This window comes from Methanothermobacter thermautotrophicus (assembly GCF_014889545.1).
In the GTDB taxonomy this organism is placed as follows: Archaea; Methanobacteriota; Methanobacteria; order Methanobacteriales; family Methanothermobacteraceae; genus Methanothermobacter; species Methanothermobacter thermautotrophicus_A.
Genome location: NZ_QKOF01000006.1, coordinates 191,654 through 214,025 on the forward strand (window position 1 = coordinate 191,654; position 22,372 = coordinate 214,025).

Consider the following 22,372-nt stretch of genomic DNA (forward strand, 5'->3'; position numbering starts at 1 on the left):
TATCTCAATATTCGAATTTTTCAGAATTCTTGTTTAGGGTGTCTTAATCCGGCCATTATTCTTTGAGTTAAGCGGCTTCCCATTAGATTACTTTATTTTAAAGTGGATCTCATCCATCCCATGATATTCAAAATAAATATTTTTGCTGGATCTACATGCCCTTGAGGCTCATATCCAGCATTCTCTTGGTCTCAGCCGCCAGTTCTGGTGGAAGGCCAGTTATATCCATGCTCAGGAAGCCCCTCACAATCATGGATGCAGCCTCCTCCTCGGTAAGACCCCTTGAGGTGAGGTACATGACCTCCTCCTCGGCTATCTTACCAACGGCGGCCTCATGGGACATCTCAAGTTCAGTGGCGCTACCCTCAAGTTCTGGGACAGCGTATATCATGGAGTCATCTGAGAGCACAAGGCCATGGCATTCGAGGTGACCCTTAACCTCAGGGACACGCCCTGCAAGGTGACCCCTTGAATAGATCTGGGATGAGTCCTTTGAGACAGCACGTGAGACCATCTCGGCGCTGGAGCCCCTGCCCTCAAGTATGACCCTTGAGCCCATGTCAAGCACGGAGTCCTTCTGACCACCAAGGATGGACTGGAAGACGACCCTTGAGTTCTCACCGGTACAGTAGGCTGTTGGATAGGACTGGATGCTCTTCACGGGACTTGTCAGTATGTAGTTGTTTATGTAGGTGGCATCATCACCCACCATTATACCGGTCCTGGGGCGCACCTCAACCTGCTCTGCCCAGTTGTGGACCATGGTGAAGGTTATCCTGGCACCCTTCTTGAGGTAGAACTCGGATACACCCACATGGAGGGCTGAGCTCACATCCTCTCCTGTTGCACACCCTGTAATTATGTGAAGTTCAGAGTTCTCCTCAGCTATTATGATGTTATGGGCGGTCTGCATAACCCTCTCATCTCCTATGAACATACAGGCCTGGAGGGGAAATACCTCACGTGAACCCGGCTTTGACCTTATGAAGTAACCACCCATTTCCCCCTCGGCCTCCCTGAGGGCCGTGGTGGCGGTGTACTTGTCGGTGTCAACGGCAACAGCCTTCCACATGTAATCCTTCAGCCAGCCATACTTCTCCAGGGCGACATTCATCCCCATGATCTCTATTGACTCGGAGGCGCAGGTCGTGCAGATACCTGACTGGTCAACCTGTATGAAGGTACCTGCCCTCTCCCTTTCCTCAGGATCAACACCGACCTTCAGTAGAGTCTCCTGGACCTCCCTGGGGACCTCCTTGGCCCTCGTCACCTCCTCATGTTCACCTGCCTCCTCCTTTATGAATTTTTCAAGGTCGATGTCCTCACCGTATAGTGCCTTCTTGTCCCTGGCCTTCTCGGCCTTCTTCAGTGTATCCCGCAGCATTCAACACACCCCTTGAATCCGTCCTTCCTTATATCCTCAATTATCTCTTGTGGATTACCTGAACAGGCTATCCTACCATCCATGAGGACATGGGCGGTGTCAGCGCTTACAAAGTTCAGTATGTACCCGAGGTGGGTTATGATAAGCCCCGCCTTTCTTCTCATACCCGGCTTCTTGTCCTTGTCAAGAAGGATGTTGATTTCCTCTGCAAGAAGCTCCACATTCTCAATGTCCACGCCGGAATCCGGTTCATCAAACATTATGAAGTCAGGTTTCTGGGCCAGTAGCTGGAGTATCTCGGACCTTTTAACCTCACCACCAGAGAATCCAAGGTTCACATCCCTCTCAAGGAAACTCTCATCAAACTTCATCTTGGCTGCAAGTTCACGAAGCTCAGGTGTAAGTTCATCCTCTGTTTCAAGACCGCTTTCAACCTTGAGGAGGTCCATGAGCTTCACACCCCTTATCGCAGGGGGGTTCTGGAAGCTGACACCTATACCCATCTTCACGCGTTCTGTTGTGCTAAGATCAGTTATATCCTCCCCCTTGAAGAGTATCTGGCCATCTGTTACCCTGTACTTCGGAAAACCGAGAATCGTCATGAATAGGGTGCTCTTACCCGAACCGTTAGGTCCGAGAAGGACGTGTGTCTCACCCCTATCGATGTAGAGGTCTATGTCCTTCAGGACCTGTTTGCCGCTAACCTCAACCGCAAGGTCGGTTATTTCAAGAAGCAGTTAAACCACCACCTATTTCTTCCTTTTATTAAATTATTCATAGGATACAATAAATAGCTTCCTATGTTCAATCAGATTTTAAGAAGGATTCAAAGAGTTCAAGGGCGCGATGGATCCCGGATTTCTGTCTCCTGAGGATCTCATCAGCCCCCGAAAACCGGAGGTCAGCTTCAACATCGGAGTTTATAACTTCCTCCCTGTCTTCTGAGACCACTGCAATGCCACCCCTTCCAATACCGGCGGTCGTACCTATACCCAGATCTGCTGAGGTGAGCTCCCTCACGGATCTTGCCATCATGAGGGCCACCCTCTTATCCTCCTCTTCAGTGTAGACCTTGATGTCATTCAGGGTGGCTGAGGGTTCAGGAGGCTCAAATTTGAGGATGCTCCTTATACCGGAGAGGGTTGGTATGAAGAGACCGGCCACCAGCGCCACCTCTACGTCCACACTCCACTTGTAGCCTCCAGGGTAGCCCATGGAGTAGGCGTGTATCTCCCTTGCAACAAATCCGTGGGTGAAGCACTCTGCAGTTGCAACCCTCATCATTCGAGTTTCCCCCTTAGGAGTTTGAGTATCTCTGCAGTCATAACCTCCGATACACGGTCAAGGACGTAGGGGGTTACAGGCTCCCAGTCCCTTATCAGTTTTCCTGTCCCCACGAGGATGTGGTCAGTTATGCCCTCGTCAAGGAGGTACTCCACTATGGGGTTCCCGGGGTCAGCTTCATCCATCCTCAGGACCTTCACATCCTCCTCACCTATCCCGAACACCCCCATGGTGCTGATGGTGGCGGAACCCCTTTTCTGGGCGTACTTTATTATCTCTGCAGTCACAGGCAGTGTATCACCACCGGCAATCTCAACACATACGACATCTCCTCTCAGGAGGTGGAGGTTGTACTGGTCTATGTATTCAGGGATGCCCCTCACCGTCCTTGAGAAGCCAGGGGTTGCAAGTGATTCAATGAACTTCACCTTGTATTCCCCAAGTCGGGCACCCATAAGGCGGAATATGATGTCATCGGCAGATACGCGCTGACCATCAATCACATTTATCCTCTCAGGGCCTCCCCTGTGTATCTGCATGAGGTTGAGGGCTGTTCTAAGCCCCAGCCTCCCGGCACCAACGAGGGTCACCTCACCATGGGGGGCCTTTTTCCCTTCAAGCTCAGAAATATCCATCATATCATCGCCATTATAACACGTTTTTACAGAATCCAGAAAGGATTCAGGATCCTAAACAAGCCTGTACTCACTCCAGGGTGTGCCAGTGTCCCAGAGTTCTGCCCTCACCCCGAAATCCTCAATGACCTCACGGAGTCTGTGGAGACCGGGCATCTCCGTGGCATGGTGACCTGCATCTATGAGTGTCAGGTCCATGTTCCTCCCGAGTATGGCAGGTCCATGGGTGAGGTCACCTGAGAGGTAAACCTGTACACCCTCACTCCAGGCCCTCATCAGGAGGGATTTATCTGAGAGTCCAAAGCCTGATACCACCGCAACCCTGTCCACGTGTTCGCGGGGATTAACAATACGCAGGGTGTCGGAATTCAGGGCCCGGGTCCTTTCAATGAGCTCCTCCAGGGAAAGATCACCATGACATATGCGCCCGAGACCGGTCTCAGGGTCAAGGAATGATTCAACATCCAGTCCCAGGGTATCTGCCAGGGCGTCACAGGCACCTCCATCGGCAACGTCCCAGTTGGAGTGGACTGTCATGTAGGGGATGGGGGGTTCAACCTCTGGGGGGTGGTGGAGTACCAGGAGGTCGTAGCCATCAACAGGTACATCCTCGAGGTAATCCATGAGGACGAGGACAGCTTCAACTTCAATTTCAGGGCCATGGTACCCTATCCTGTCACCTGGCAGGGCAAGTTCAGATGGGGCAACCCCATCCATCATTTCGACAAATGAACCTATTCTAATCTTATCACCGTCCTCTCCCACTATAACCTCTGATCTCATTAAACATGGGATTGATCGTTATCGTTGTATAGCTGTATTAGACTCCCACTATAACCTCTGATCTCATTAGACCCATCGTCAGTCATGATTGAGGCCCTCTAACCTCTGATCTTATCAGACCGAGGTTCCCCTCAAGTATATCATCGCAGCTGATATCCTTCAGCGATGATATGGTCAGGGCCGGTGATTCAAGGGCCCTGAGGAATCCATCAGGGTCCTTCTCTCTGAACAGGATCCTTTCAAAGAACCTTAGTGTTGCAGTTGCATACAGCACTCCTTCACATTCAAGGGCATCGGCCATTGACCTCCTAAGGGCCTCAACGGTGAGGGTCATGGTGCCCGATGTCTTGGCACCAAGTCCAAGGGTGTGGAGGGAGGCCTTCAGATCAGATTCAACCACCTCAAGTCGCTCAGCGGTGCTGTTGTAGCCCATTATTGTTTCATCACTCCCATCTGAGGTGGGGTCCTCAACGATGAAGGCACCTGCAGTGAGGCCTGAGAGATCCCTGGGGGTTACACCACCGATGCCTGTTGTATCAACTATGAGGTCCCAGTCACCCCCCAGATCATGAATACCCTCCTGGAAATCCACACCTTCCCCAAGCAGAAAACGTGTCTGGGGGTTTATATCTGCAACTGTAACCCGGCAGTCAAGGACACCTGAAATTGCTGCGCCTGTGAAGTATGAACCTATAATAAGGGCATTTTCGGGTTTAAATCTGACCTCTTCGAGCCACCCAGTAACTGCAGAGGATTTAAGACTGGATATATATCTCACTATGTCACCGACTGTGAAGGATGAGAAGAAGGTCTTCACGGTTTCTGTTATGCCTGGTTCATGGGGGTTCATTTATGATCAGCTGTTTTTAGGTCTTCATGGAACTGTTATAAATCTCTTAGCTGGGATTTATCTTTCAAATCCTATTCTCTCAAGTGCATGGGTAATCTCTGACTTCACAGCATCTCTTACGTCCATGCCGTGGATTACATGCGGGGGGGACATGGCTGCAGATAGCAGGCGTCCCCTGGAGTCCATGATAACGAGGAGGGACCCTGAACCAGGAACACCCAGCCTCCCCCTGGCAATTACTAGGTCGGCACCTGAGATATCCAGCGCCATGAGGGCCTTTGTGACTGCGGGCATCCTGGTGAGGTCTGCCCAGTTGGTGTTGAACTGGAGGTGTTCAGCTTCCCGCAGATTGAAACTTCTAAGGACATCGTTTATGGCCTCGACCTTCTCAGCATTCCAGTTGGGCACCACTGTCTTTCTGGCGCTCATTATGTATTCCCTTATGGCCTCAACCTCCTCAGACCTGTCTCCGTGACGTCTGTCCTCTGCAGATTCAAGGTAGGCCTTCCCTATGATGTCTTCAAGCATTTTAACACCCTGATTTCCACTTGTTTCTTCTGGAAGTATTTCCTGAGCCCTCTGGCATCATCAAGCATTTCAACACCCACTTGATCAGAGCAGGGCCACTCCCTCTGCTGATGGAACCGGTCTTAACTGGACCCTGAGTCCCATTTCCTTCACAACCCTCAGGACGTCCCTGAGGTTTCCGTACCTGGGGGACCCCACACCCTTAACATCATGGGGATAGCCGTCAGGTATAACAGTCGCAAGGTTATCAGCCCCGGCCATCAGGGAAAACCTGACGTTCTCGGGGCCTATTGTGGGTGTTGGAACCGTTATCCTTATTTCGGGGTAGAGGATCCTTGTAATGGCTATGGTCTTCATCTGCTCATCCAGGGGGCATGGAGGATGTTTCTCCATTGGAGTGCCAGGGTAGGGGTTGAATCCCATTATGGGTATCTCCCCGAGGGTTTCAAATTTAGAGAGGAATTTAAGGTGCTCCAGACGATCAGCGTAACTTTCACCAAGACCGATTAGCAGGCCGCTTGAGAGCTCAATGCCTGCTTCAGAGACCATTTCACATACCCTTATTCTATCCTCGATTCTCTCACCAGGTTTAACCCTGCTGAAAAGTTCTCTGTTGGTTGTCTCAAGGTTGCAGCATACAGTGTCTGTCCCGTAGTCTGCAAGTTCATCTGTGGCGCTCCTGTTCAGGTCAGATCCAACGTTTATGAGGAGTTCAAGGGATGTGTTCTCCTTAACTATCCTGGCAGCCTTCACGGCGTGCTCGCCATTGAATCCATGGGCACCTGAGCAGCTGACCCTGGGTATTCCTGATTCCTCTATGATGAGGGCGGCTTCAAGGATTTCCTCATCACTTTTGAAGAATGAGTTATAGTAACCATTCTTTGATGTACCGGCAGCAAATCCACAGTAACCGCACCTTGGCCTGACCTGGCACATGTTTGTTATGTGCACCGTGGATGTCAGCTTCACGGATCCGCGGTTTTCACGCATTATATTGAAGGCCGTTTTCATGAGACTGGCAAGATCCCGGGACTTTTTTATTCTGAATAACTGGATAACCTCTCCATCCTGGAGCTGGTAACCTTCTGCCGCCTTTTTCAGTATTTTATCTATCAATTTAACACCAGTTTCAGCTGCTTGGGATTGAAAAGTCAGTAAATTTGAGTGTAACAATTACTTGGATAAAAAAATAAATAAATTTTTCTGGAATTTTCCAGGCCTATTTTTTCCTCTTCTCGAGGATTTCAAATACGGTTGGGAGTATGTCTGCTGATGCTCCGAAGTTCATGGAGTCAGCTGTACCCAGAAGTGCACCGGGGTCGAGGTGCTCTTCCATCTTGTCTATTCCAACCTTCTCCATAAGGGCTGTTATCTGTTCAAGTGACTCCTTGGCCATCATCTGTGCGAAACCTGCGGGTGCGCCGAGTACCTGTGTAACTGAGTCCCTGTAGGAGAGTATACCTGCGTAGGTTATTGCTGTGAGGGCTGAGCACATGTCACATACTGGTCCGAGGAGTTCGGCTGGTAACCTGTATGCGTTACCCCTTGCCTTCTGTCCGAGTTCGAAGAGGGTGTTTATTGCTTCCTCTGAGGCGTAACCCTCTGCAATGTAGACCTGGCCCTTCATTTCGGGTACGGCACCTGGGTGGTAGGATGTTACGTTGAGTGTTTCAGGTTTTGTTACAAGGTCGCCGTGTTTTTCTTCGAATATCTTGTAGAACTTGGTGGTTGGAATTGTGCAGGCGTGGGTGACGATGGCGCCTGGTTTTATGTCATCTATGAACTTGTCTATTATGCCTGGCTGCATGTCTCCCTTTGGGAACCAGGTCATTATGAAGTCGGCGTCTGCAACAGCTTCCCTGTCATCGGTTGTTATCTCAAATCCAAGGTCTTCAGGGTGTGTAAAGTGTATTGCACCTTCTGGTGGTTTTGGAAGTTCCTTTGCGACTTCGTTGACCTTTTCCCTGATCTGTGGCATTATCTTTTCAGGGTCCTCCTTGTGGGCTTCCATGACATCCTCGTAGGCGAAGTCGTCTATAACTGTGAACTGGTTGTCGAATACAGGGTCTGCAACAACGACTTCGTCCACACCTGCAAGTTCTTTTAGCTCTGCACCCATTGTTATTGTGGAATGGGTCATGGCTATCTCTGGTTTTCCAACCATTTCAGCGACCTCGCAGGCCCTGGAAAAGTTTGTTATTCCACTGGCCGCATGGGTCCTGTAACATCCTGCACCTAGTATTGCAAGTTTCATATCTATCACTCCATTTCTGTAATACTACTTATATTATTAGTAGTACAGATTAATCGGTTTCCAATATAAATATATTTTTTGATAATTTTCAAATCAAAAAACTTATAAGGAGAATTTATTCACCTGTGGCAATTTCAGGGTAAGTCAATTTAAGCAATGTTTTCATTTTATCCTCCTTTGGGAAGCCTTTACCATCCATTATCCATATAATATTATATGAAAATAATCATAATTATTAAGATATTAATATCACGGATCTGTGGCTGAGCTGCTTCAATCCAGTGATCCTAACTGGAAGGCTGCCCTTAACTCTGTAATGGCGTGTTGCGGGTTGTTCTTAGAGATCAGAGTACAAACCACGTTAAATATTAAAAAATAATCATCTATTATGAATTATAATTTCCTGCCAGAATATTAACTCTGGATCTATTAGGGCCGCATGGCCATAATTTTAGATTATTGTGGATTTAAAACGGTTAAATGATTAAAATTGGATTTTATTGTGATTTTCATGTAATTACAATGGTTCACATGCCTTTTAAATTTTAGGAACATTTATATATGTAATACTTGTTAGCAGATAATTATGACAAACACGATAAAACTGGAGGTTGTGGTGAAAGCATGGACATTCAGATTCAGAAAATTGGACTTTTTCGGCCTGGAAAAAATCCAAAATCGTGTACCCTGAGTCTTGACATGGACTGGAAAATTGACTACACAAATTTCGAGAAGGATTCGGTCGGATACACATTCTATGTGGAATCTCTCAATGGAATACCCTTAAATTTTAAAATAGAAGGAAAGGTTGTCCTTGAGAACTCCGAGAAACTCCCGGAAAACCTTTCAGAGGTTCTCCTGGACTCTGGACTGAATATCATGGTTGAACTCTTCAACATAACACGTGACAGGACGATCAGCGTCCAGAATGAACTTGTCAGCATCGATGAGTTTCAGAGAAAAGTAAAGAATCTGGAGGTGTAGAAAATGATGGTGAAACACACCATATGCCCCTCCTGCAGCGCAGGATGTGGGGTGAACATTATAGAAGTGGATGGATCCCCGGCAGGGACCTACCCCTACAGGAGACACATCATAAACGAGGGAAAGACATGCAGAAGGGGAAGGGAATGCTATGAGATTCCAGTAAAGGATAGAATAACATCCCCTGCAGTTAAAAAATCAGGAAACCTTAAGGGTGCAGACTGGGATGAGGCCCTTGATGGACTCACAGAGATGATCTCCTCACCGGAGACAGCCATACTCACAACAGGCACCCTGACAGATGAGGAGGCAGCTAAACTCAAAAGGATCATAGAAAGATTTGATGTAAAAAAATACGGTCTTATAACCGTATTTCCAGAATTCGATTATCCAGAAATAGATGTGAGGAAAATAAGGAACTATGGTAATATTGCAGTCATTGGTGACGTAATGAACTGCGCACCCCTCCTCGCAAGGAGGATATTCCAGGCCATGGATGGTGGTGCAGAGGTCCGATCGTACGATAGGAGGGAGATAACAAGGACGGCCATGAACTCCAGCTCCCACCGGACCTTTTCAGATAATTCAGATCTTCTAGATAAACTCAGGAAGTTTCCAGCAGATCTCATAATGATTACAGCTGAAATCCCGGATGTGATAGACGATGTCCTGGAGGCCTCAGCTGAAACAGGGGCTGAGGTTCTGCCAGTATTTGAGGATTTCAACACCAGGGGTGTGATGCAGCACATACCACCCATCCGTGACCATGAAGAAATTGAATCCCTGTGGCTCATTGACCCGGGTGCAGCCGCAGAACCCCTGGATGTTAAGGGATCATTCGCCCTCCAGTCAATAAAAACTTCAGGTGCAGTTCCTGACATCTTCCTTGCAACCGCTGCCTGGTGCGAAAAGCGTGGATCGTACACCAGTGCAACAGGACATACTGTAAAACTGGAACCTGCACTACCGGAACCTGAGGGGGTTCTCGCAGACGGTGAAATATTTGACAGAATACTCGAGAGGCTGGGTGATTGAAATGAAATACATTCTTGCAAGGGCCACCGACGAGGAAATTCAGAAAAGGGGAGAGTGTGGCGGAGCAGTAACCGCCATATTCAAATACATGCTTGATAGGGAGATCGTGGACGGAGTCCTGACACTTGAAAGGGGAGATGATATCTACGATGGAATCCCGGTCCTCCTGGAAGACTCAGATGAGATAGTATCAACCTGCGGCTCACTGCACTGTGCACCGACCATGTTCGGAGATCTCATATCAAGGTACCTGAATGATATGCGCCTGGCAGTGGCGGTTAAACCATGCGATGCAATGGCAATAAAGGAACTTGAAAAGAGACATCAGATTGATCCCCAGAGGGTGTACATGATAGGATTGAACTGTGGTGGCACCCTCAGCCCGGTGTCTGCAAGGGAAATGATAGAGACCTTCTATGAAATAGACCCTGATGACGTTGTCAGGGAGGAGATAGATAAGGGCAAATTCATGGTCGAGCTAAAGGATGGCAGTCATAAGGAAATATCAATCGATTACCTTGAGGAGGAGGGCTTCGGAAGAAGGGAAAACTGCCAGAGATGCGAGCTGATGGTGCCCAGGAATGCAGACATTGCCTGCGGAAACTGGGGTGCAGAGGAGGGATGGACCTTCATCGAGGTCAACACAGATCGGGGCGAGGAAATCATCGAGGGAGCCCGCAGGGAGGGCTACCTCGAGGTCAAAGAGCCACCAATGAAGATGATAGAGATCAGGGAGAAAATTGAAAATGCCATGATTAAGATGGCCAGGAAGTTCCAGGACAAGTATCTGGAGGATGAGTACCCTTCTCTAGATGGTTGGGATGAATACTGGAAACGCTGCATCAACTGCTTCGCATGCAGGGATCTGTGCCCAATATGTTTCTGCAGGGAATGCGAACTTGAGAAGGATTACCTCCTGGAGTCAGATGAAAAAGCCCCCGACCCCCTGACCTTCCAGGGTGTCAGACTATCACATATGGGCTTCAGCTGCATCAACTGCGGACAGTGCGAAGATGTATGCCCCATGGACATCCCCCTAGCAAGGATCTACCACAGAATACAGAGGAAATACCGTGACAGAACAGGCTTCACAGCAGGTGTGAGCGAAGAACTGCCACCGATGTACAGTGGAGAGAAGGATTGAGTGATTATATGAATTCCAATGATTTTAGAGCCAGGATAGCTGGATTCTGCTGCGAATTGATTCTGAGGTGATGGTATGAGTTTCGAGCCAAAGATAGTGGGATTCTGTTGTAACTGGTGCTCCTATGGTGGAGCCGACACTGCGGGAACAGCAAGGATGCAGTACCCTCCAAACGTCAGAATAATAAGGGTGATGTGCTCCGGTCGTGTCAATGCCTCCATGATACTTAAGGCCTTCCGTGATGGTGCAGACGGAGTCTTTGTTGGCGGGTGCCACATAGGGGACTGCCACTATGATTCTGGAAACTACAAGTGGAAGAGGAGGGCCCAGTTCATAGAGGATATACTGCCAGAGTTTGGCATTGAGAAGGAGAGATTCAGGTGGGAGTGGATATCGGCATCAGAGGGTGAGAAGTTCCAGAGGACAATGAAGGAATTCCATGAGACAGTGAAGTCACTGGGGCCACTCAGAAGGGCAGGGAAGTAGGAGAGTATTAAAATATGAACCTATTCCCTGTATTTTTATTAACCCACCACTTTTATCAAAGCTTAAATTGGCATCCCTTCCATAGTGAATTACAGTGACTTTGAAGGTGAAACAATATGCACGAATTAATCAGGGAAGCTGTGAATGATCCAGGGATGGCCTGGGAAATCATGAAAATGGACAGGGATGTTACAGAGGTCGTGGATGCTGTTTCTGACCTATCCAGGGACGATAAGATTAAACTTGGAGCCACCTTCAAGAGGTTCCCCCTGGGCTGTGACCTCACAGAGCTCATTGTGGGTACCTGTGCCTCTGACCTTGAAAAGATTGACCTCATGGGAAACTGCATGCTCTCTGACACCATAGGGGCAACCATACATGTATGCGCCTATGCATTTGCAGATATAGCTGAGAGCTATGGTATGAGACCCGTGGAACTCATGAGGGAGGTGAGGGAAACAACGGAGGTCCCCCTTGACCTTGACCACTTCGGAAGATACGGGCCAATGAGGTTTCCAAGATCCATAACAGGGTGCGGCGGCCAGTGCTACCTCGAGGGGCCACCCTTCGAGGGCTGTCCAAGGGAGAGAATACATGCAAGGCTCCTTGACAGGGAAAGGGAGGGCCTACCTGACAGGGATGAATGGGTTGAACTCTCTTCATCTGTTGCAGTTAACCTGACACCTGTACAGGGGGCTGAAACCCACGCAGCACCCCTTGAGGAGGCTGAGGAAGTCCTGAAACTTGCCAGAAAACATGGGAAGGGCGTTGAGGCCATAATGTTTGTCGGTGATGGATACGATGACCTCATATCAGGCTTTGAGGCAGGACTTGAGATGGGCGTCGATGTCTTTGTGATTGAGGGGGGCCCCTTTAACCTTGCAGGGGACAGGCTTGATGCCTTTGCAGGTGCAGTTGCAGCGGCAAGGATACTCACCCCTGGAAAGATAGTTGCAACAAATGGAGCATACGAGGATGAGTGCCGCGTAGGCCTCAGGGCGGGCCTCAATGCAATCATAACAGGATTCCCCAAGAACCATCATGGTTACATGTGTGGATACAGTCCGGGCACAGCCAGGAGGGGTAGATTCGGTCTTCCAAGGGTCATGAAGATAATGAGGGAGGAGGTTGAACCTGGCCTCACACCGGTACCCATACAGAAGGCCCAGCTGGAGGCCCTGGCAGCGGCTGTTAAGGTTTCAGGAACAGAAAACGTCTATCCACGGACCCTGGGTTACACCTACGTTGGCGACGCCCACTGGGCATGCCTTCCATCAACACCCATCTATGAGCGGGTGGAGGTGAAGCGGGATGTGAATGCACTTGTTAAAATGGCTGAGGATGGTGATATCCATGGGAAGGTGGCCATATTCGGTGCAAGGTTCGTATCATGGGTTATTGCAGATAAACTTGACGGCCTGGTGGATGAATTCGTCATTGTGGACAGGGACCCATGGGTTGAGCAGGTAACGGTTGATAATCTGAGATCAGAGCTCAGGACAGATGTTCACCCGGGAAACTCTGATGATGAGGGGGCCTACAGTTCGGCTGATTCATCGATAGTGTCCACCACCATCCCCCAGATATCTGCAAAAATTTCCGGAAAATTCAGGGACGCGGTGACGCTGGTGTAGGGTTCATCAAAGCCTTCTGGTGGAAGGATGTGGTATTAAAAATAATAAAAATTTTAACCACACATATAAAATTTTCGAAATTGTTTCATAAGTAACCTTTATACTTCCCACTCCTCAACCATATACCAAGTACAATTATAGTACGATGCAAAAGCAAGGAGGAAACTCTATGGCTGAAGATGACATAAAAATTGTGATGTTCTGTTGTAACTGGTGTTCCTACGGTGGAGCCGACACTGCGGGAACAGCAAGGATGCAGTACCCTACAAACATTAGGGTTATCCGTGTGATGTGCTCCGGAAGGATAGAACCACAGTTCGTTCTCAAGGCATTCAGGGAAGGCGCCGACGGTGTCCTTGTAACCGGATGCCACCATGGTGACTGCCACTACGACGCAGGAAACTACAAGCTTGACAGGAGAATGAGGCTGATCTACAAACTGGCAGATGAGCTTGGAATTGGCAGGGAAAGAATCCACCACGACTGGATATCAGCATCAGAGGGTGAAAAATTCGCTGAAACAGTTAAGATGATGGTTAACAGGATAAAGGACCTTGGCCCATCACCAATCAAAAAACAGCTAGCTGAAGCATAAGGAGGATTTCGAATGGCTGAAAAGATAAAAATAGGAACAATGTGGCTTGGAGGATGCTCCGGCTGCCACCTGTCCATTGCAGACTTCCATGAAAAGCTTCTCGACGTTATGGAACACGCGGACTTTGAATTCAGCCCTGTTTTAATGGACACAAAGTACGATGAAATCCCTGAACTCGATGTCGTCATCATCGAGGGCGGAATCGTCAACGATGAAAACAGGGAATTTGCCGAGGAACTCAGGGAAAAGGCCAAGTTCGTCATAAGTTACGGTACATGCGCAGTTTACGGAGGCATACCCGGTCTCAGGAACCTCTGGGACAAGGATGAAGTTATTGAGGAGGCCTACATAAACTCAATCACAACACCCAACGAGGAGGGCGTGATCCCATCTGAAGAGGTGCCACACCTTGAGGGAAGGGTTAAACCACTGGGTGAAGTCATAGATGTTGACTTTGAAGTTCCAGGATGCCCACCAAGGTCAGATGTTGCCGCGGAAGTGGTAATGGCACTTCTAACAGGTGAAGAAATAGAACTCCCAGAAACAAACCTCTGCGAAGTCTGTCCAAGGGAAAAACCACCAGAAGGCCTTGCAATGGACTTCATAAAGAGACAGTTCGAGGTTGGAAAACCAGAAGACGATCTCTGTCTCATACCACAGGGACTCATATGCATGGGCCCTGCAACAGTCTCCATCTGCGGTGCCGAATGCCCAAGCATAGCCATACCCTGCCGTGGCTGTTACGGTCCAACAGCACGTGTCGAGGACCAGGGCGCAAAGATGATAAGTGCTATTGCCTCTGACTACAAGGTCGAAGAGGACAAAACCGTCGACCCTGAGGAAGTGGCTGAACAGCTGGACGACATTGTTGGAACATTCTACACCTTCACACTTCCAGCAGCACTCATACCAATGAAAATAAAGAAGGAGGGTAAATAGATGGTTAAACTCACAATGGAACCTGTGACCCGTATAGAAGGTCACGCCAAGATTACCGTACACCTCGATGATGAAGGTAATGTTGAAGACACAAGGCTCCATGTAATGGAGTTCCGTGGGTTCGAGAAGTTTCTCCAGGGAAGACCAATAGAGGAAGCACCAAGGATAGTTCCAAGGATCTGCGGTATCTGTGACGTGCAGCACCACCTGGCAGCAGCCAAGGCTGTTGACGCATGCTTCGGTTTTGAACCAGAGGATGTCCTTCCTGCAGCCTACAAGATGAGGGAGATCATGAACTGGGGTTCATACATGCACTCCCATGGTCTGCACTTCTACTTCCTGGCAGCCCCTGACTTCATAGCAGGTAAGGACAGAAAGACAAGGAACGTCTTCCAGATTATAAAGGATGCCCCTGATATCGCTCTTCAGGCCATAGAACTGCGTAAAAACTCCCTTGAACTGGTAAGGGCCACCGGTGGAAGGCCTATCCACCCAACATCATCAACACCAGGAGGTATCTCAACAGAACTCGACGATGAAACACAGAAGGACCTCCTCAAGAAGGCCCAGAGGAACATTGAACTGGCAGAGGCCACCCTCGAACTCGCAATCCCCATCTTCGAGGAAAACATTGACCTCGTGAACTCACTGGGTAACATTGAAACCTACCACACAGGTCTTGTGAAGGACGGTGTCTGGGACGTTTATGATGGTGTGGTGAGGATAAAGGACAAGGAAGGAAACATGTTCAGGGAATTCAAACCTGCGGACTACGCTGACACAATCGCTGAACATGTTAAGCCCTACTCATGGCTCAAGTTCCCATACATAAAGGACCTGGGATACCCGGACGGCGTATACCGTGTTTCACCACTCTCCAGGCTCAACGTTGCAGACAAGATGCCTGATGCAGCTCCAAAGGCACAGGACTACTTCAAGGAATTCAGGGAAAACTTCGGATACGCACAGCAGACACTGCTCTACCACTGGGCAAGGCTCATAGAAATCCTTGCGTGTGCTGAATGCGCAGCCGATGCACTTGAAGGAGACCTATCAGGAGAGAAGTTCCCTGATTCACTTGAAAGGCAGGCTGGAGACGGTGTGGGTATAGTTGAGGCACCAAGGGGAACACTCACACACCACTACACCTGTGATGAAAACGGCCTCATCACCAGGGCAAACATAGTGGTTGCAACAATCCAGAACAACCCTGCCATGGAGATGGGTATCCAGAAGGTTGCCCAGGACTACATCAAACCTGGCGTTGAAGTGGATGATAAGATATTCAACCTCATGGAGATGGTTATAAGGGCATACGACCCATGTCTCTCCTGCGCAACACACACCATTGACAGTCAGATGAGACTTGCCACCTTGGAAGTATACGACAGTGAAGGCGACCTTGTAAAAAGGATCTGATTTCACCAGAAAGGTGGTAAAATGATAGTTGTCAATAAAGAGGACTGCATAAGGTGTGGTGCCTGCCAGGGGACCTGCCCAACCGCAGCCATTGAGGTAACACCTGAGGATGTCATATACTGTGACATCTGCGGCGGTGAACCAAAGTGTGTTGACATATGCCCCACAGGCGCCCTCAAACTTGAGGACCTGGTGGTTGACGAGGCAGGTAACACACAGGGCAGGATAGTCTTCAACCCTGATAAGTGTAACGAGTGCGGGGACTGCGTGGAGGTCTGCCCTCCACAGATCCTCAAACTCGACGAGGGAAAGGTCAAGAAGGTCCCACTTCAGGGATTCTGTGTCATGTGCCAGAAGTGCGTTGACATATGCCCTGTGGGGGTTATAGGTGTTGAGGGCATTAAGGAACCAGCAAAGGTTGAACTGGAAATTGAGGGACCAGTATTCATAGCCGACTGTGTGGGCTGTGGAATGTGTGTCCCTGAGTGTCCAGTGGACGCCATAACCCTTGATAAGGTCGGCGGTGTCATAGAGATTGATGAGGACACCTGTATAAAGTGTGGTGTCTGCGCACAGACCTGTCCATGGAATGCCGTCTATATATCAGGCAGGAAGCCAGAGAAGAGGGCCAAGGAGATCAAGAAGTTCGAGCTGGATGCAGATACATGTATAGGATGTAACACATGTGTCGAGGCATGTCCCGGTGACTTCATAGTTCCAAGGGCATCCAGCCTCACTGTTGAACTGCCAGCCATCTGTACGGCATGCGGTCTATGTGAACAGCTCTGCCCCGTTGACGCCATAGACCTTGAAGTGGAACTGGGCCCTGCTAAACCTGCAAGTGAAGAGGGCCTTGTCTGGGATGAGGAGAAATGTGACTTCATAGGCGCATGCGCCAACATATGCCCCAACGACGCCATAAGGGTGGTTACTAAGGAGGGCATGAAGGTCCCGGACAATGAAAAGGTTGATGAGGAACCATCCTTTGCCATGTGTACCCGCTGCGGTGCATGTACAATGGCCTGTCCTAAGGGCGCACTTAGCCTTGTTGATATGGACAAGGTCGTTGATGGTGAGGTTGTCAAGAGGAAGAGGGTCCAGTACAATCCTGCCCTCTGTGACCAGTGCGGTGACTGTATTGAAGCATGCCCCTACGACATGCTGAAACTCACCGATGAGAAGGTTCCACTTAAAGGGTTCTGCATACTCTGTGACCAGTGCATACCCGCCTGTCCTAAGAGCGCACTGTCACTCAAATAACCTCCTCCTCTTTTTTGTTTTCACATGCAGGTTTTCCCTTTTCACAGACCCTGTTATTATTTTAGATAATATTTTTATGAAAAATGATTTTTCATATTTAAAATTTTTCTTTTTTTCCTTTTGAAAACATTTATATTATCCTTTTTTCTTATTCAATAGAGTCATAGATGTCAAAAAACTGAAGCATAAGCGGTTATATCCAGATTAATACTGGATAATAACGACATGTGCAGTATGGCTTGTTCTATAATGAGCTGTGCTCTGGAGGTTGGAGGATGAACTTCGGTATAACCTGAAGGTCCATTTCGAGACATTGGTGATGGATAGCTCCTGAATGAGGTGACCATTCCCATGGATTATCGCTGAAAATCCCATAACCCCATCAATTTTATTAATAAAATAATAAATTTTATTAATAAATAAATAAAACAAGAGGTGTGAATACCATGCCAATGTATGAAGACAGAATAGATCTCTACGGGGCAGATGGTAAGCTCCTGGAGGAAGACGTTCCTCTTGAAGCAGTAAGCCCCCTTAAAAACCCGACAATAGCAAACCTGGTAAGCGACGTGAAAAGGTCAGTTGCAGTGAACCTGGCAGGGATAGAGGGAAGCCTCAAGAAGGCAGCCCTCGGCGGAAAGTCCAACTTCATCCCTGGAAGGGAAGTTGAACTGCCAATAGTTGAAAACGCAGAGGCAGTAGCTGAAAAGGTTAAAAAACTTGTTCAGACCTCTGAAGACGACGACACAAACATCCGCCTCATAAACAACGGCCAGCAGATCCTCGTACAGGTCCCAACAACAAGGATGGGTGTGGCTGCAGACTACACCGTCTCAGCCCTGGTCACAGGAGCTGCAGTTGTACAGGCAATAATCGACGAATTCGACGTGGACATGTTCGATGCAAACGCAGTCAAAACCGCTGTCATGGGAAGATACCCACAGACAGTTGACTTCACAGGAGCCAACCTCTCAACACTCCTGGGACCACCAGTACTCCTGGAGGGTCTCGGATACGGTCTAAGGAACATAATGGCAAACCACGTCGTGGCCATCACAAGGAAGAACACACTCAACGCATCAGCACTATCATCCATACTCGAACAGACAGCAATGTTCGAAACAGGTGACGCAGTCGGAGCATTCGAAAGGATGCACCTCCTTGGACTTGCATACCAGGGACTCAACGCAAACAACCTCCTATTCGACCTTGTTAAGGAGAACGGTAAGGGAACAGTGGGTACAGTCATAGCATCCCTCGTTGAAAGGGCCATAGAGGACAAGGTCATCAAAGTGGCCAGTGAAATGAAATCAGGCTACAAGATGTACGAACCAGCCGACTGGGCTCTATGGAACGCATACGCAGCAACAGGTCTCCTTGCAGCAACAATAGTCAATGTTGGAGCAGCAAGGGCAGCCCAGGGTGTTGCATCAACAGTACTCTACTACAACGACATACTCGAATACGAGACAGGACTTCCAGGTGTGGACTTCGGAAGGGCAATGGGTACCGCAGTAGGATTCTCATTCTTCAGCCACTCCATCTATGGTGGAGGTGGACCAGGTATATTCCACGGAAACCACGTCGTTACAAGGCACAGTAAAGGATTTGCTCTACCATGTGTGGCCGCAGCAATGTGCCTTGACGCAGGGACACAGATGTTCTCAGTGGAGAAGACATCAGGACTCATAGGATCTGTTTACAGCGAAATAGACTACTTCAGAGAACCAATAGTTAACGTTGCAAAAGGTGCTGCAGAGATAAAGGACCAGTTATAGGTTAAAATGGGGAGTCATGATGCCAGAAACAGGATTCATCGATGTTAAGATCTTCCCCCAGCGGCTGCTGAAACCAGAGACCGTTGAGAAGATTCTTAACAGAATCTATGAACTTGAGGGCATAGTAAGGGTGCTGGTCCATGGACCATCCATACCTGACAGGGTATACTATGGCCCCGCAAGGGGAACAGAGGTTAACCACAGCGACCGGCGGAAGATAAAAGTCCGCGGAGAGGAGGTTGAACTCCGGGTGAAGGTCGGAGAGATCATTGTGGGCATACTCCCGGAGGCCCTGGAGGAGAAGATTGAAACAATCGAGGAAATCCTGGATGAAGTGCTCCCCTGCTCCTATAAGGTATTCATAGGTGCCTTCACAAAGAAGGACATAACCATCTCCGATTACCTTAAATACGGACTTAAATTTGAGGAAAAGATCGATCCAAGGGTAATCGGCATGGTGGATCCCAGCTCAAGGATGAAGGACACCGTTATTAACATAAAATGATTGTGAGGTTATGAAATGTCTTACAAAGCCCAGTACACTCCTGGAGAAACCCAGATAGCTGAAAACAGAAGAAAACACATGGACCCTGATTATGAATTCCGTAAATTAAGGGAAGTATCAGATGAGGACCTGGTCAAGGTCCTGGGGCACAGGAACCCTGGTGAGAGCTACAAGTCCGTGCACCCACCACTCGATGAGATGGACTTCGAAGAGGATATAGTAAGGGACATGGTTGAACCCATACAGGGTGCAAAGGAAGGTGTCAGGGTAAGGTACATCCAGTTCGCAGACTCCATGTACAACGCCCCGGCCCAGCCCTACGACAGGGCAAGGACCTACATGTGGAGATACCGTGGTGTCGACACAGGTACACTATCAGGAAGACAGGTCATCGAGATGAGGGAACTCGACCTTGAGGGTGTATCCAAGGAACTCGTGGAAACAGAACTCTTCGACCCTGCAACAACAGGTATAAGGGGTGCAACAGTCCACGGACACTCCCTCCGACTCGATGAAAATGGTCTCATGTTCGACGCCCTCCAGAGGTACGTCTTCGATGAAGAGAAGGGGCACGTGGTATACGTTAAGGACCAGGTCGGAAGGCCCCTCGATGAACCTGTGGACATGGGTCAGCCCCTCGGCGAAGATGAACTCAAGAAGATCACCACAATCTACAGGAAGGACAACATCGCCATGAGGGATGATAAAGAGGCAATTGAAGTTGTTGAAAACATACACACCGGCCGTACCATGGGCGGTTTTGGTATGGACGTATTCAAGGATGACCTAAGAAAAAGGCTAGGTGATGATTAATGGATGAAAAGAAACTATTCCTTACAGCTTTAAAGAAGAAGTTTGAGGGGGAAGACCCCGACGAAAAATACACAAACTTCTACTGCTTCGGCGGATGGGAACAGTCCGCACGTAAAAAGGAATTCACAGAGTACGCCAAGAAGGCAGCTGAGAAGAGGGGAGGAATACCATTCTACAACCCTGACATCGGTGTGCCCCTGGGTCAGAGGAAACTCATGGCCTACCGCGTATCAGGCACAGACGCCTACGTTGAGGGTGACGACCTCCACTTCGTCAACAACGCAGCCATCCAGCAGATGGTGGACGACATAAAGAGGACAGTCATCGTGGGTATGGACACAGCACACGCTGTCCTTGAGAAGAGGCTCGGTGTTGAGGTGACCCCTGAGACAATAAACGAGTACATGGAGGCAATCAACCACGCCCTCCCCGGCGGTGCCGTCGTACAGGAGCACATGGTTGAGGTACACCCTGGACTCGTTGAGGACTGTTACGCCAAGATCTTCACAGGTGACGACAACCTGGCAGATGAACTGGACAAGAGGATACTCATAGACATAAACAAGGAGTTCCCTGAGGAACAGGCCGAACAGCTCAAGAGCTACATCGGCAACAGGACATACCAGGTCAACAGGGTTCCAACAATAGTCGTGAGGACCTGTGACGGTGGTACAGTATCACGATGGTCTGCAATGCAGATCGGTATGAGCTTCATATCAGCATACAAGCTCTGTGCAGGTGAAGCAGCAATCGCTGACTTCTCATACGCTGCAAAACACGCCGACGTTATAGAGATGGGTACAATAATGCCTGCAAGGAGGGCAAGGGGACCAAACGAGCCCGGTGGAGTTGCCTTCGGAACATTCGCAGACATAGTCCAGACCTCAAGGGTTTCAGATGACCCTGCGAAGATATCACTTGAGGTCATCGCAGGTGCAGCAGCACTCTACGACCAGGTATGGCTCGGCTCATACATGTCAGGTGGTGTGGGTTTCACCCAGTACGCAACAGCATCCTACACCGACGACATCCTCGACGACTTCGTATACTATGGTATGGAGTACGTTGATGACAAATACGGAATCTGCGGAACAAAACCTACAATGGATGTTGTGCGCGACATATCCACAGAGGTCACACTGTACTCACTTGAACAGTATGAGGAATACCCCACCCTCCTGGAGGACCACTTCGGAGGATCACAGAGGGCAGCTGTTGCAGCTGCAGCAGCAGGATGTTCCACAGCCTTCGCAACAGGAAACTCAAATGCAGGTATCAACGGATGGTACCTCAGCCAGATACTCCACAAGGAGGCCCACAGCAGGCTTGGATTCTACGGATACGACCTGCAGGACCAGTGCGGTGCATCCAACTCCCTCTCAATCAGGAGCGACGAGGGTCTCATACACGAACTCCGCGGACCTAACTATCCAAACTACGCCATGAACGTGGGTCACCAGCCAGAGTACGCCGGTATAGCCCAGGCACCACACGCTGCAAGGGGAGACGCCTTCTGCACAAACCCACTCATAAAGGTTGCATTTGCAGATAAGGACCTTTCCTTTGACTTCACATCACCAAGGAAGTCAATTGCAGCAGGTGCCCTCAGGGAGTTCATGCCAGAGGGAGAAAGGGACCTCATCATACCAGCTGGAAAATAATTCCAGCAGAAAATTTTTCTTTTTTCAAAGAAAGGAATAGAATTAGATTCCCGTTATTGTTTTTCAGTTCCAATACACTAATCTGTTTCAATATAGATTCTGTGTTTGTCAAGGTCTATCCTTGTTATTTTTCCCTGGAACTCCTTTACAGAGTCCAGTATGTCAGTTGCCCTGATCCCATCTTCAAGGACCTCAATGAATATAACGTCCTCCATGAGGAGGTCTCCACCTTCTGAGTAGAGGCTTGATTCACACATATGCTTTCACCACACTTCATATTGAGTTGGAGAGTATATTATTTATACAATATAAATTTTTATACAATATAAATTTTTTCATTATTAATCATGTTCTTTTTCATGGATTACAGTAACCATCTCTCCAGCCGCCATGGAACCCTG

At 48.8% G+C, this 22,372-nt stretch carries 23 protein-coding genes; 13 read left to right on the forward strand and 10 right to left on the reverse strand.

Going from position 1 to position 22,372, the window contains the following annotated elements:
- Positions 1-151 precede the first annotated feature (151 nt).
- The 9 genes from DNK57_RS05450 to hmd all read right to left on the reverse strand — a co-directional run bounded on the left by DNK57_RS05450 (position 152) and on the right by hmd (position 7,718).
- A complete protein-coding gene (locus DNK57_RS05450; RefSeq protein WP_192962017.1) occupies positions 152-1,384 on the reverse strand; it encodes a SufB/SufD family protein in 1,233 nt (410 codons plus the stop codon).
- Positions 1,366-2,121, reverse strand: a complete 756-nt coding sequence (sufC, locus tag DNK57_RS05455) for a Fe-S cluster assembly ATPase SufC (protein ID WP_192962306.1) — start codon at positions 2,119-2,121, stop codon at positions 1,366-1,368. The genes DNK57_RS05450 and sufC overlap by 19 nt, the downstream gene beginning before the upstream one ends.
- 67 nt (positions 2,122-2,188) lie before the next feature.
- Positions 2,189-2,668: a UPF0254 family protein gene (locus tag DNK57_RS05460; RefSeq protein WP_192962018.1), complete on the reverse strand. Its 480-nt coding sequence runs from the start codon at positions 2,666-2,668 to the stop codon at positions 2,189-2,191.
- Entirely contained in the window at positions 2,665-3,303 is a 639-nt protein-coding gene (locus DNK57_RS05465; RefSeq protein ID WP_192962019.1) for a hypothetical protein, read from the reverse strand. The genes DNK57_RS05460 and DNK57_RS05465 overlap by 4 nt, the downstream gene beginning before the upstream one ends.
- A gap of 54 nt (positions 3,304-3,357) precedes the next feature.
- The gene (locus tag DNK57_RS05470) at positions 3,358-4,086 is read right to left on the reverse strand and encodes a Nif3-like dinuclear metal center hexameric protein (protein ID WP_192962020.1); all 729 of its coding nucleotides are present in this window, start codon (positions 4,084-4,086) and stop codon (positions 3,358-3,360) included.
- An 82-nt stretch (positions 4,087-4,168) separates the two neighbouring features.
- Positions 4,169-4,936 carry a DUF1188 domain-containing protein gene (locus DNK57_RS05475; protein ID WP_192962021.1) on the reverse strand — a complete coding sequence of 256 codons (768 nt, stop codon included), beginning with the start codon at positions 4,934-4,936 and terminating at the stop codon, positions 4,169-4,171.
- 57 nt (positions 4,937-4,993) lie between these two features.
- Complete coding sequence (locus tag DNK57_RS05480; protein WP_192962022.1) at positions 4,994-5,464, reverse strand: DUF3236 domain-containing protein; 471 nt, start codon at positions 5,462-5,464, stop codon at positions 4,994-4,996.
- Between the two features lie 84 nt (positions 5,465-5,548).
- Entirely contained in the window at positions 5,549-6,580 is a 1,032-nt protein-coding gene (gene hmdB, locus DNK57_RS05485) for a 5,10-methenyltetrahydromethanopterin hydrogenase cofactor biosynthesis protein HmdB (RefSeq protein WP_192962023.1), read from the reverse strand.
- Positions 6,581-6,683: 103 nt separating this feature from the next.
- Positions 6,684-7,718 (reverse strand): 5,10-methenyltetrahydromethanopterin hydrogenase, encoded by a 1,035-nt coding sequence (hmd, locus tag DNK57_RS05490; protein WP_192962024.1) that lies wholly within the window; start codon positions 7,716-7,718, stop codon positions 6,684-6,686.
- Between the two features lie 624 nt (positions 7,719-8,342).
- On the opposite strand from hmd, the gene DNK57_RS05495 reads away from it, so the two are divergent.
- From DNK57_RS05495 to mcrA, 13 genes are all read left to right on the forward strand, one after another.
- A complete protein-coding gene (locus tag DNK57_RS05495) occupies positions 8,343-8,702 on the forward strand; it encodes a hypothetical protein (RefSeq protein WP_048060976.1) in 360 nt (119 codons plus the stop codon).
- 3 nt (positions 8,703-8,705) lie between these two features.
- A complete protein-coding gene (locus DNK57_RS05500; RefSeq protein WP_192962025.1) occupies positions 8,706-9,737 on the forward strand; it encodes a formate dehydrogenase in 1,032 nt (343 codons plus the stop codon).
- Positions 9,733-10,881, forward strand: a complete 1,149-nt coding sequence (locus DNK57_RS05505) for a Coenzyme F420 hydrogenase/dehydrogenase, beta subunit C-terminal domain (RefSeq protein ID WP_320056880.1) — start codon at positions 9,733-9,735, stop codon at positions 10,879-10,881. The genes DNK57_RS05500 and DNK57_RS05505 overlap by 5 nt, the downstream gene beginning before the upstream one ends.
- Before the next feature lie 75 nt (positions 10,882-10,956).
- Positions 10,957-11,367, forward strand: a complete 411-nt coding sequence (locus DNK57_RS05510; RefSeq protein WP_192962027.1) for a hydrogenase iron-sulfur subunit — start codon at positions 10,957-10,959, stop codon at positions 11,365-11,367.
- Between the two features lie 116 nt (positions 11,368-11,483).
- Positions 11,484-13,001: a 5,10-methenyltetrahydromethanopterin hydrogenase cofactor biosynthesis protein HmdC gene (hmdC, locus tag DNK57_RS05515; protein ID WP_192962028.1), complete on the forward strand. Its 1,518-nt coding sequence runs from the start codon at positions 11,484-11,486 to the stop codon at positions 12,999-13,001.
- A gap of 169 nt (positions 13,002-13,170) precedes the next feature.
- The gene (locus DNK57_RS05520) at positions 13,171-13,596 is read left to right on the forward strand and encodes a hydrogenase iron-sulfur subunit (RefSeq protein WP_010876760.1); all 426 of its coding nucleotides are present in this window, start codon (positions 13,171-13,173) and stop codon (positions 13,594-13,596) included.
- 12 nt (positions 13,597-13,608) lie between these two features.
- A complete protein-coding gene (gene mvhG, locus DNK57_RS05525) occupies positions 13,609-14,535 on the forward strand; it encodes a F420-non-reducing hydrogenase subunit MvhG (protein ID WP_115891963.1) in 927 nt (308 codons plus the stop codon).
- Positions 14,536-15,954 (forward strand): F420-non-reducing hydrogenase subunit MvhA, encoded by a 1,419-nt coding sequence (gene mvhA, locus DNK57_RS05530; protein WP_192962029.1) that lies wholly within the window; start codon positions 14,536-14,538, stop codon positions 15,952-15,954.
- Positions 15,955-15,975: 21 nt separating this feature from the next.
- Entirely contained in the window at positions 15,976-17,214 is a 1,239-nt protein-coding gene (mvhB, locus tag DNK57_RS05535) for a polyferredoxin protein MvhB (protein ID WP_192962030.1), read from the forward strand.
- Between the two features lie 446 nt (positions 17,215-17,660).
- Positions 17,661-18,992, forward strand: coding sequence for a coenzyme-B sulfoethylthiotransferase subunit beta (gene mcrB, locus DNK57_RS05540; RefSeq protein ID WP_192962031.1), 1,332 nt, complete (start codon positions 17,661-17,663; stop codon positions 18,990-18,992).
- 16 nt (positions 18,993-19,008) lie between these two features.
- On the forward strand, positions 19,009-19,497 hold the full coding sequence (mcrD, locus tag DNK57_RS05545) for a methyl-coenzyme M reductase operon protein D (RefSeq protein ID WP_192962032.1): 489 nt from the start codon (positions 19,009-19,011) through the stop codon (positions 19,495-19,497).
- A 15-nt stretch (positions 19,498-19,512) separates the two neighbouring features.
- The gene (gene mcrG, locus DNK57_RS05550) at positions 19,513-20,310 is read left to right on the forward strand and encodes a coenzyme-B sulfoethylthiotransferase subunit gamma (RefSeq protein ID WP_010876754.1); all 798 of its coding nucleotides are present in this window, start codon (positions 19,513-19,515) and stop codon (positions 20,308-20,310) included.
- Positions 20,310-21,971 (forward strand): coenzyme-B sulfoethylthiotransferase subunit alpha, encoded by a 1,662-nt coding sequence (gene mcrA / locus DNK57_RS05555; RefSeq protein ID WP_192962033.1) that lies wholly within the window; start codon positions 20,310-20,312, stop codon positions 21,969-21,971. The genes mcrG and mcrA overlap by 1 nt, the downstream gene beginning before the upstream one ends.
- A gap of 77 nt (positions 21,972-22,048) precedes the next feature.
- On the opposite strand, the gene DNK57_RS05560 is transcribed toward mcrA, so the two are convergent.
- Positions 22,049-22,228 (reverse strand): CooT family nickel-binding protein, encoded by a 180-nt coding sequence (locus tag DNK57_RS05560; RefSeq protein ID WP_048175702.1) that lies wholly within the window; start codon positions 22,226-22,228, stop codon positions 22,049-22,051.
- Between the last annotated feature and the right edge of the window lie 144 nt (positions 22,229-22,372).

Bases quoted from the DNA above. Each gene is read 5' to 3' on its own strand.
- mcrD (WP_192962032.1), top strand. From the start codon at position 19,009: ATGATGCCAGAAACAGGATTCATCGATGTTAAGATCTTCCCCCAGCGG.
- DNK57_RS05475 (WP_192962021.1), bottom strand. From the start codon at position 4,936: ATGAACCCCCATGAACCAGGCATAACAGAAACCGTGAAGACCTTCTTC.
- DNK57_RS05520 (WP_010876760.1), top strand. From the start codon at position 13,171: ATGGCTGAAGATGACATAAAAATTGTGATGTTCTGTTGTAACTGGTGT.
- mcrB (WP_192962031.1), top strand. From the start codon at position 17,661: ATGCCAATGTATGAAGACAGAATAGATCTCTACGGGGCAGATGGTAAG.
- DNK57_RS05460 (WP_192962018.1), bottom strand. From the start codon at position 2,668: ATGATGAGGGTTGCAACTGCAGAGTGCTTCACCCACGGATTTGTTGCA.
- DNK57_RS05495 (WP_048060976.1), top strand. From the start codon at position 8,343: ATGGACATTCAGATTCAGAAAATTGGACTTTTTCGGCCTGGAAAAAAT.
- hmdC (WP_192962028.1), top strand. From the start codon at position 11,484: ATGCACGAATTAATCAGGGAAGCTGTGAATGATCCAGGGATGGCCTGG.
- DNK57_RS05450 (WP_192962017.1), bottom strand. From the start codon at position 1,384: ATGCTGCGGGATACACTGAAGAAGGCCGAGAAGGCCAGGGACAAGAAG.
- hmd (WP_192962024.1), bottom strand. From the start codon at position 7,718: ATGAAACTTGCAATACTAGGTGCAGGATGTTACAGGACCCATGCGGCC.
- DNK57_RS05510 (WP_192962027.1), top strand. From the start codon at position 10,957: ATGAGTTTCGAGCCAAAGATAGTGGGATTCTGTTGTAACTGGTGCTCC.
- mvhG (WP_115891963.1), top strand. From the start codon at position 13,609: ATGGCTGAAAAGATAAAAATAGGAACAATGTGGCTTGGAGGATGCTCC.
- DNK57_RS05500 (WP_192962025.1), top strand. From the start codon at position 8,706: ATGATGGTGAAACACACCATATGCCCCTCCTGCAGCGCAGGATGTGGG.
- mvhA (WP_192962029.1), top strand. From the start codon at position 14,536: ATGGTTAAACTCACAATGGAACCTGTGACCCGTATAGAAGGTCACGCC.
- DNK57_RS05465 (WP_192962019.1), bottom strand. From the start codon at position 3,303: ATGGATATTTCTGAGCTTGAAGGGAAAAAGGCCCCCCATGGTGAGGTG.
- DNK57_RS05560 (WP_048175702.1), bottom strand. From the start codon at position 22,228: ATGTGTGAATCAAGCCTCTACTCAGAAGGTGGAGACCTCCTCATGGAG.
- DNK57_RS05480 (WP_192962022.1), bottom strand. From the start codon at position 5,464: ATGCTTGAAGACATCATAGGGAAGGCCTACCTTGAATCTGCAGAGGAC.
- mcrG (WP_010876754.1), top strand. From the start codon at position 19,513: ATGTCTTACAAAGCCCAGTACACTCCTGGAGAAACCCAGATAGCTGAA.
- DNK57_RS05470 (WP_192962020.1), bottom strand. From the start codon at position 4,086: ATGAGATCAGAGGTTATAGTGGGAGAGGACGGTGATAAGATTAGAATA.
- mvhB (WP_192962030.1), top strand. From the start codon at position 15,976: ATGATAGTTGTCAATAAAGAGGACTGCATAAGGTGTGGTGCCTGCCAG.
- mcrA (WP_192962033.1), top strand. From the start codon at position 20,310: ATGGATGAAAAGAAACTATTCCTTACAGCTTTAAAGAAGAAGTTTGAG.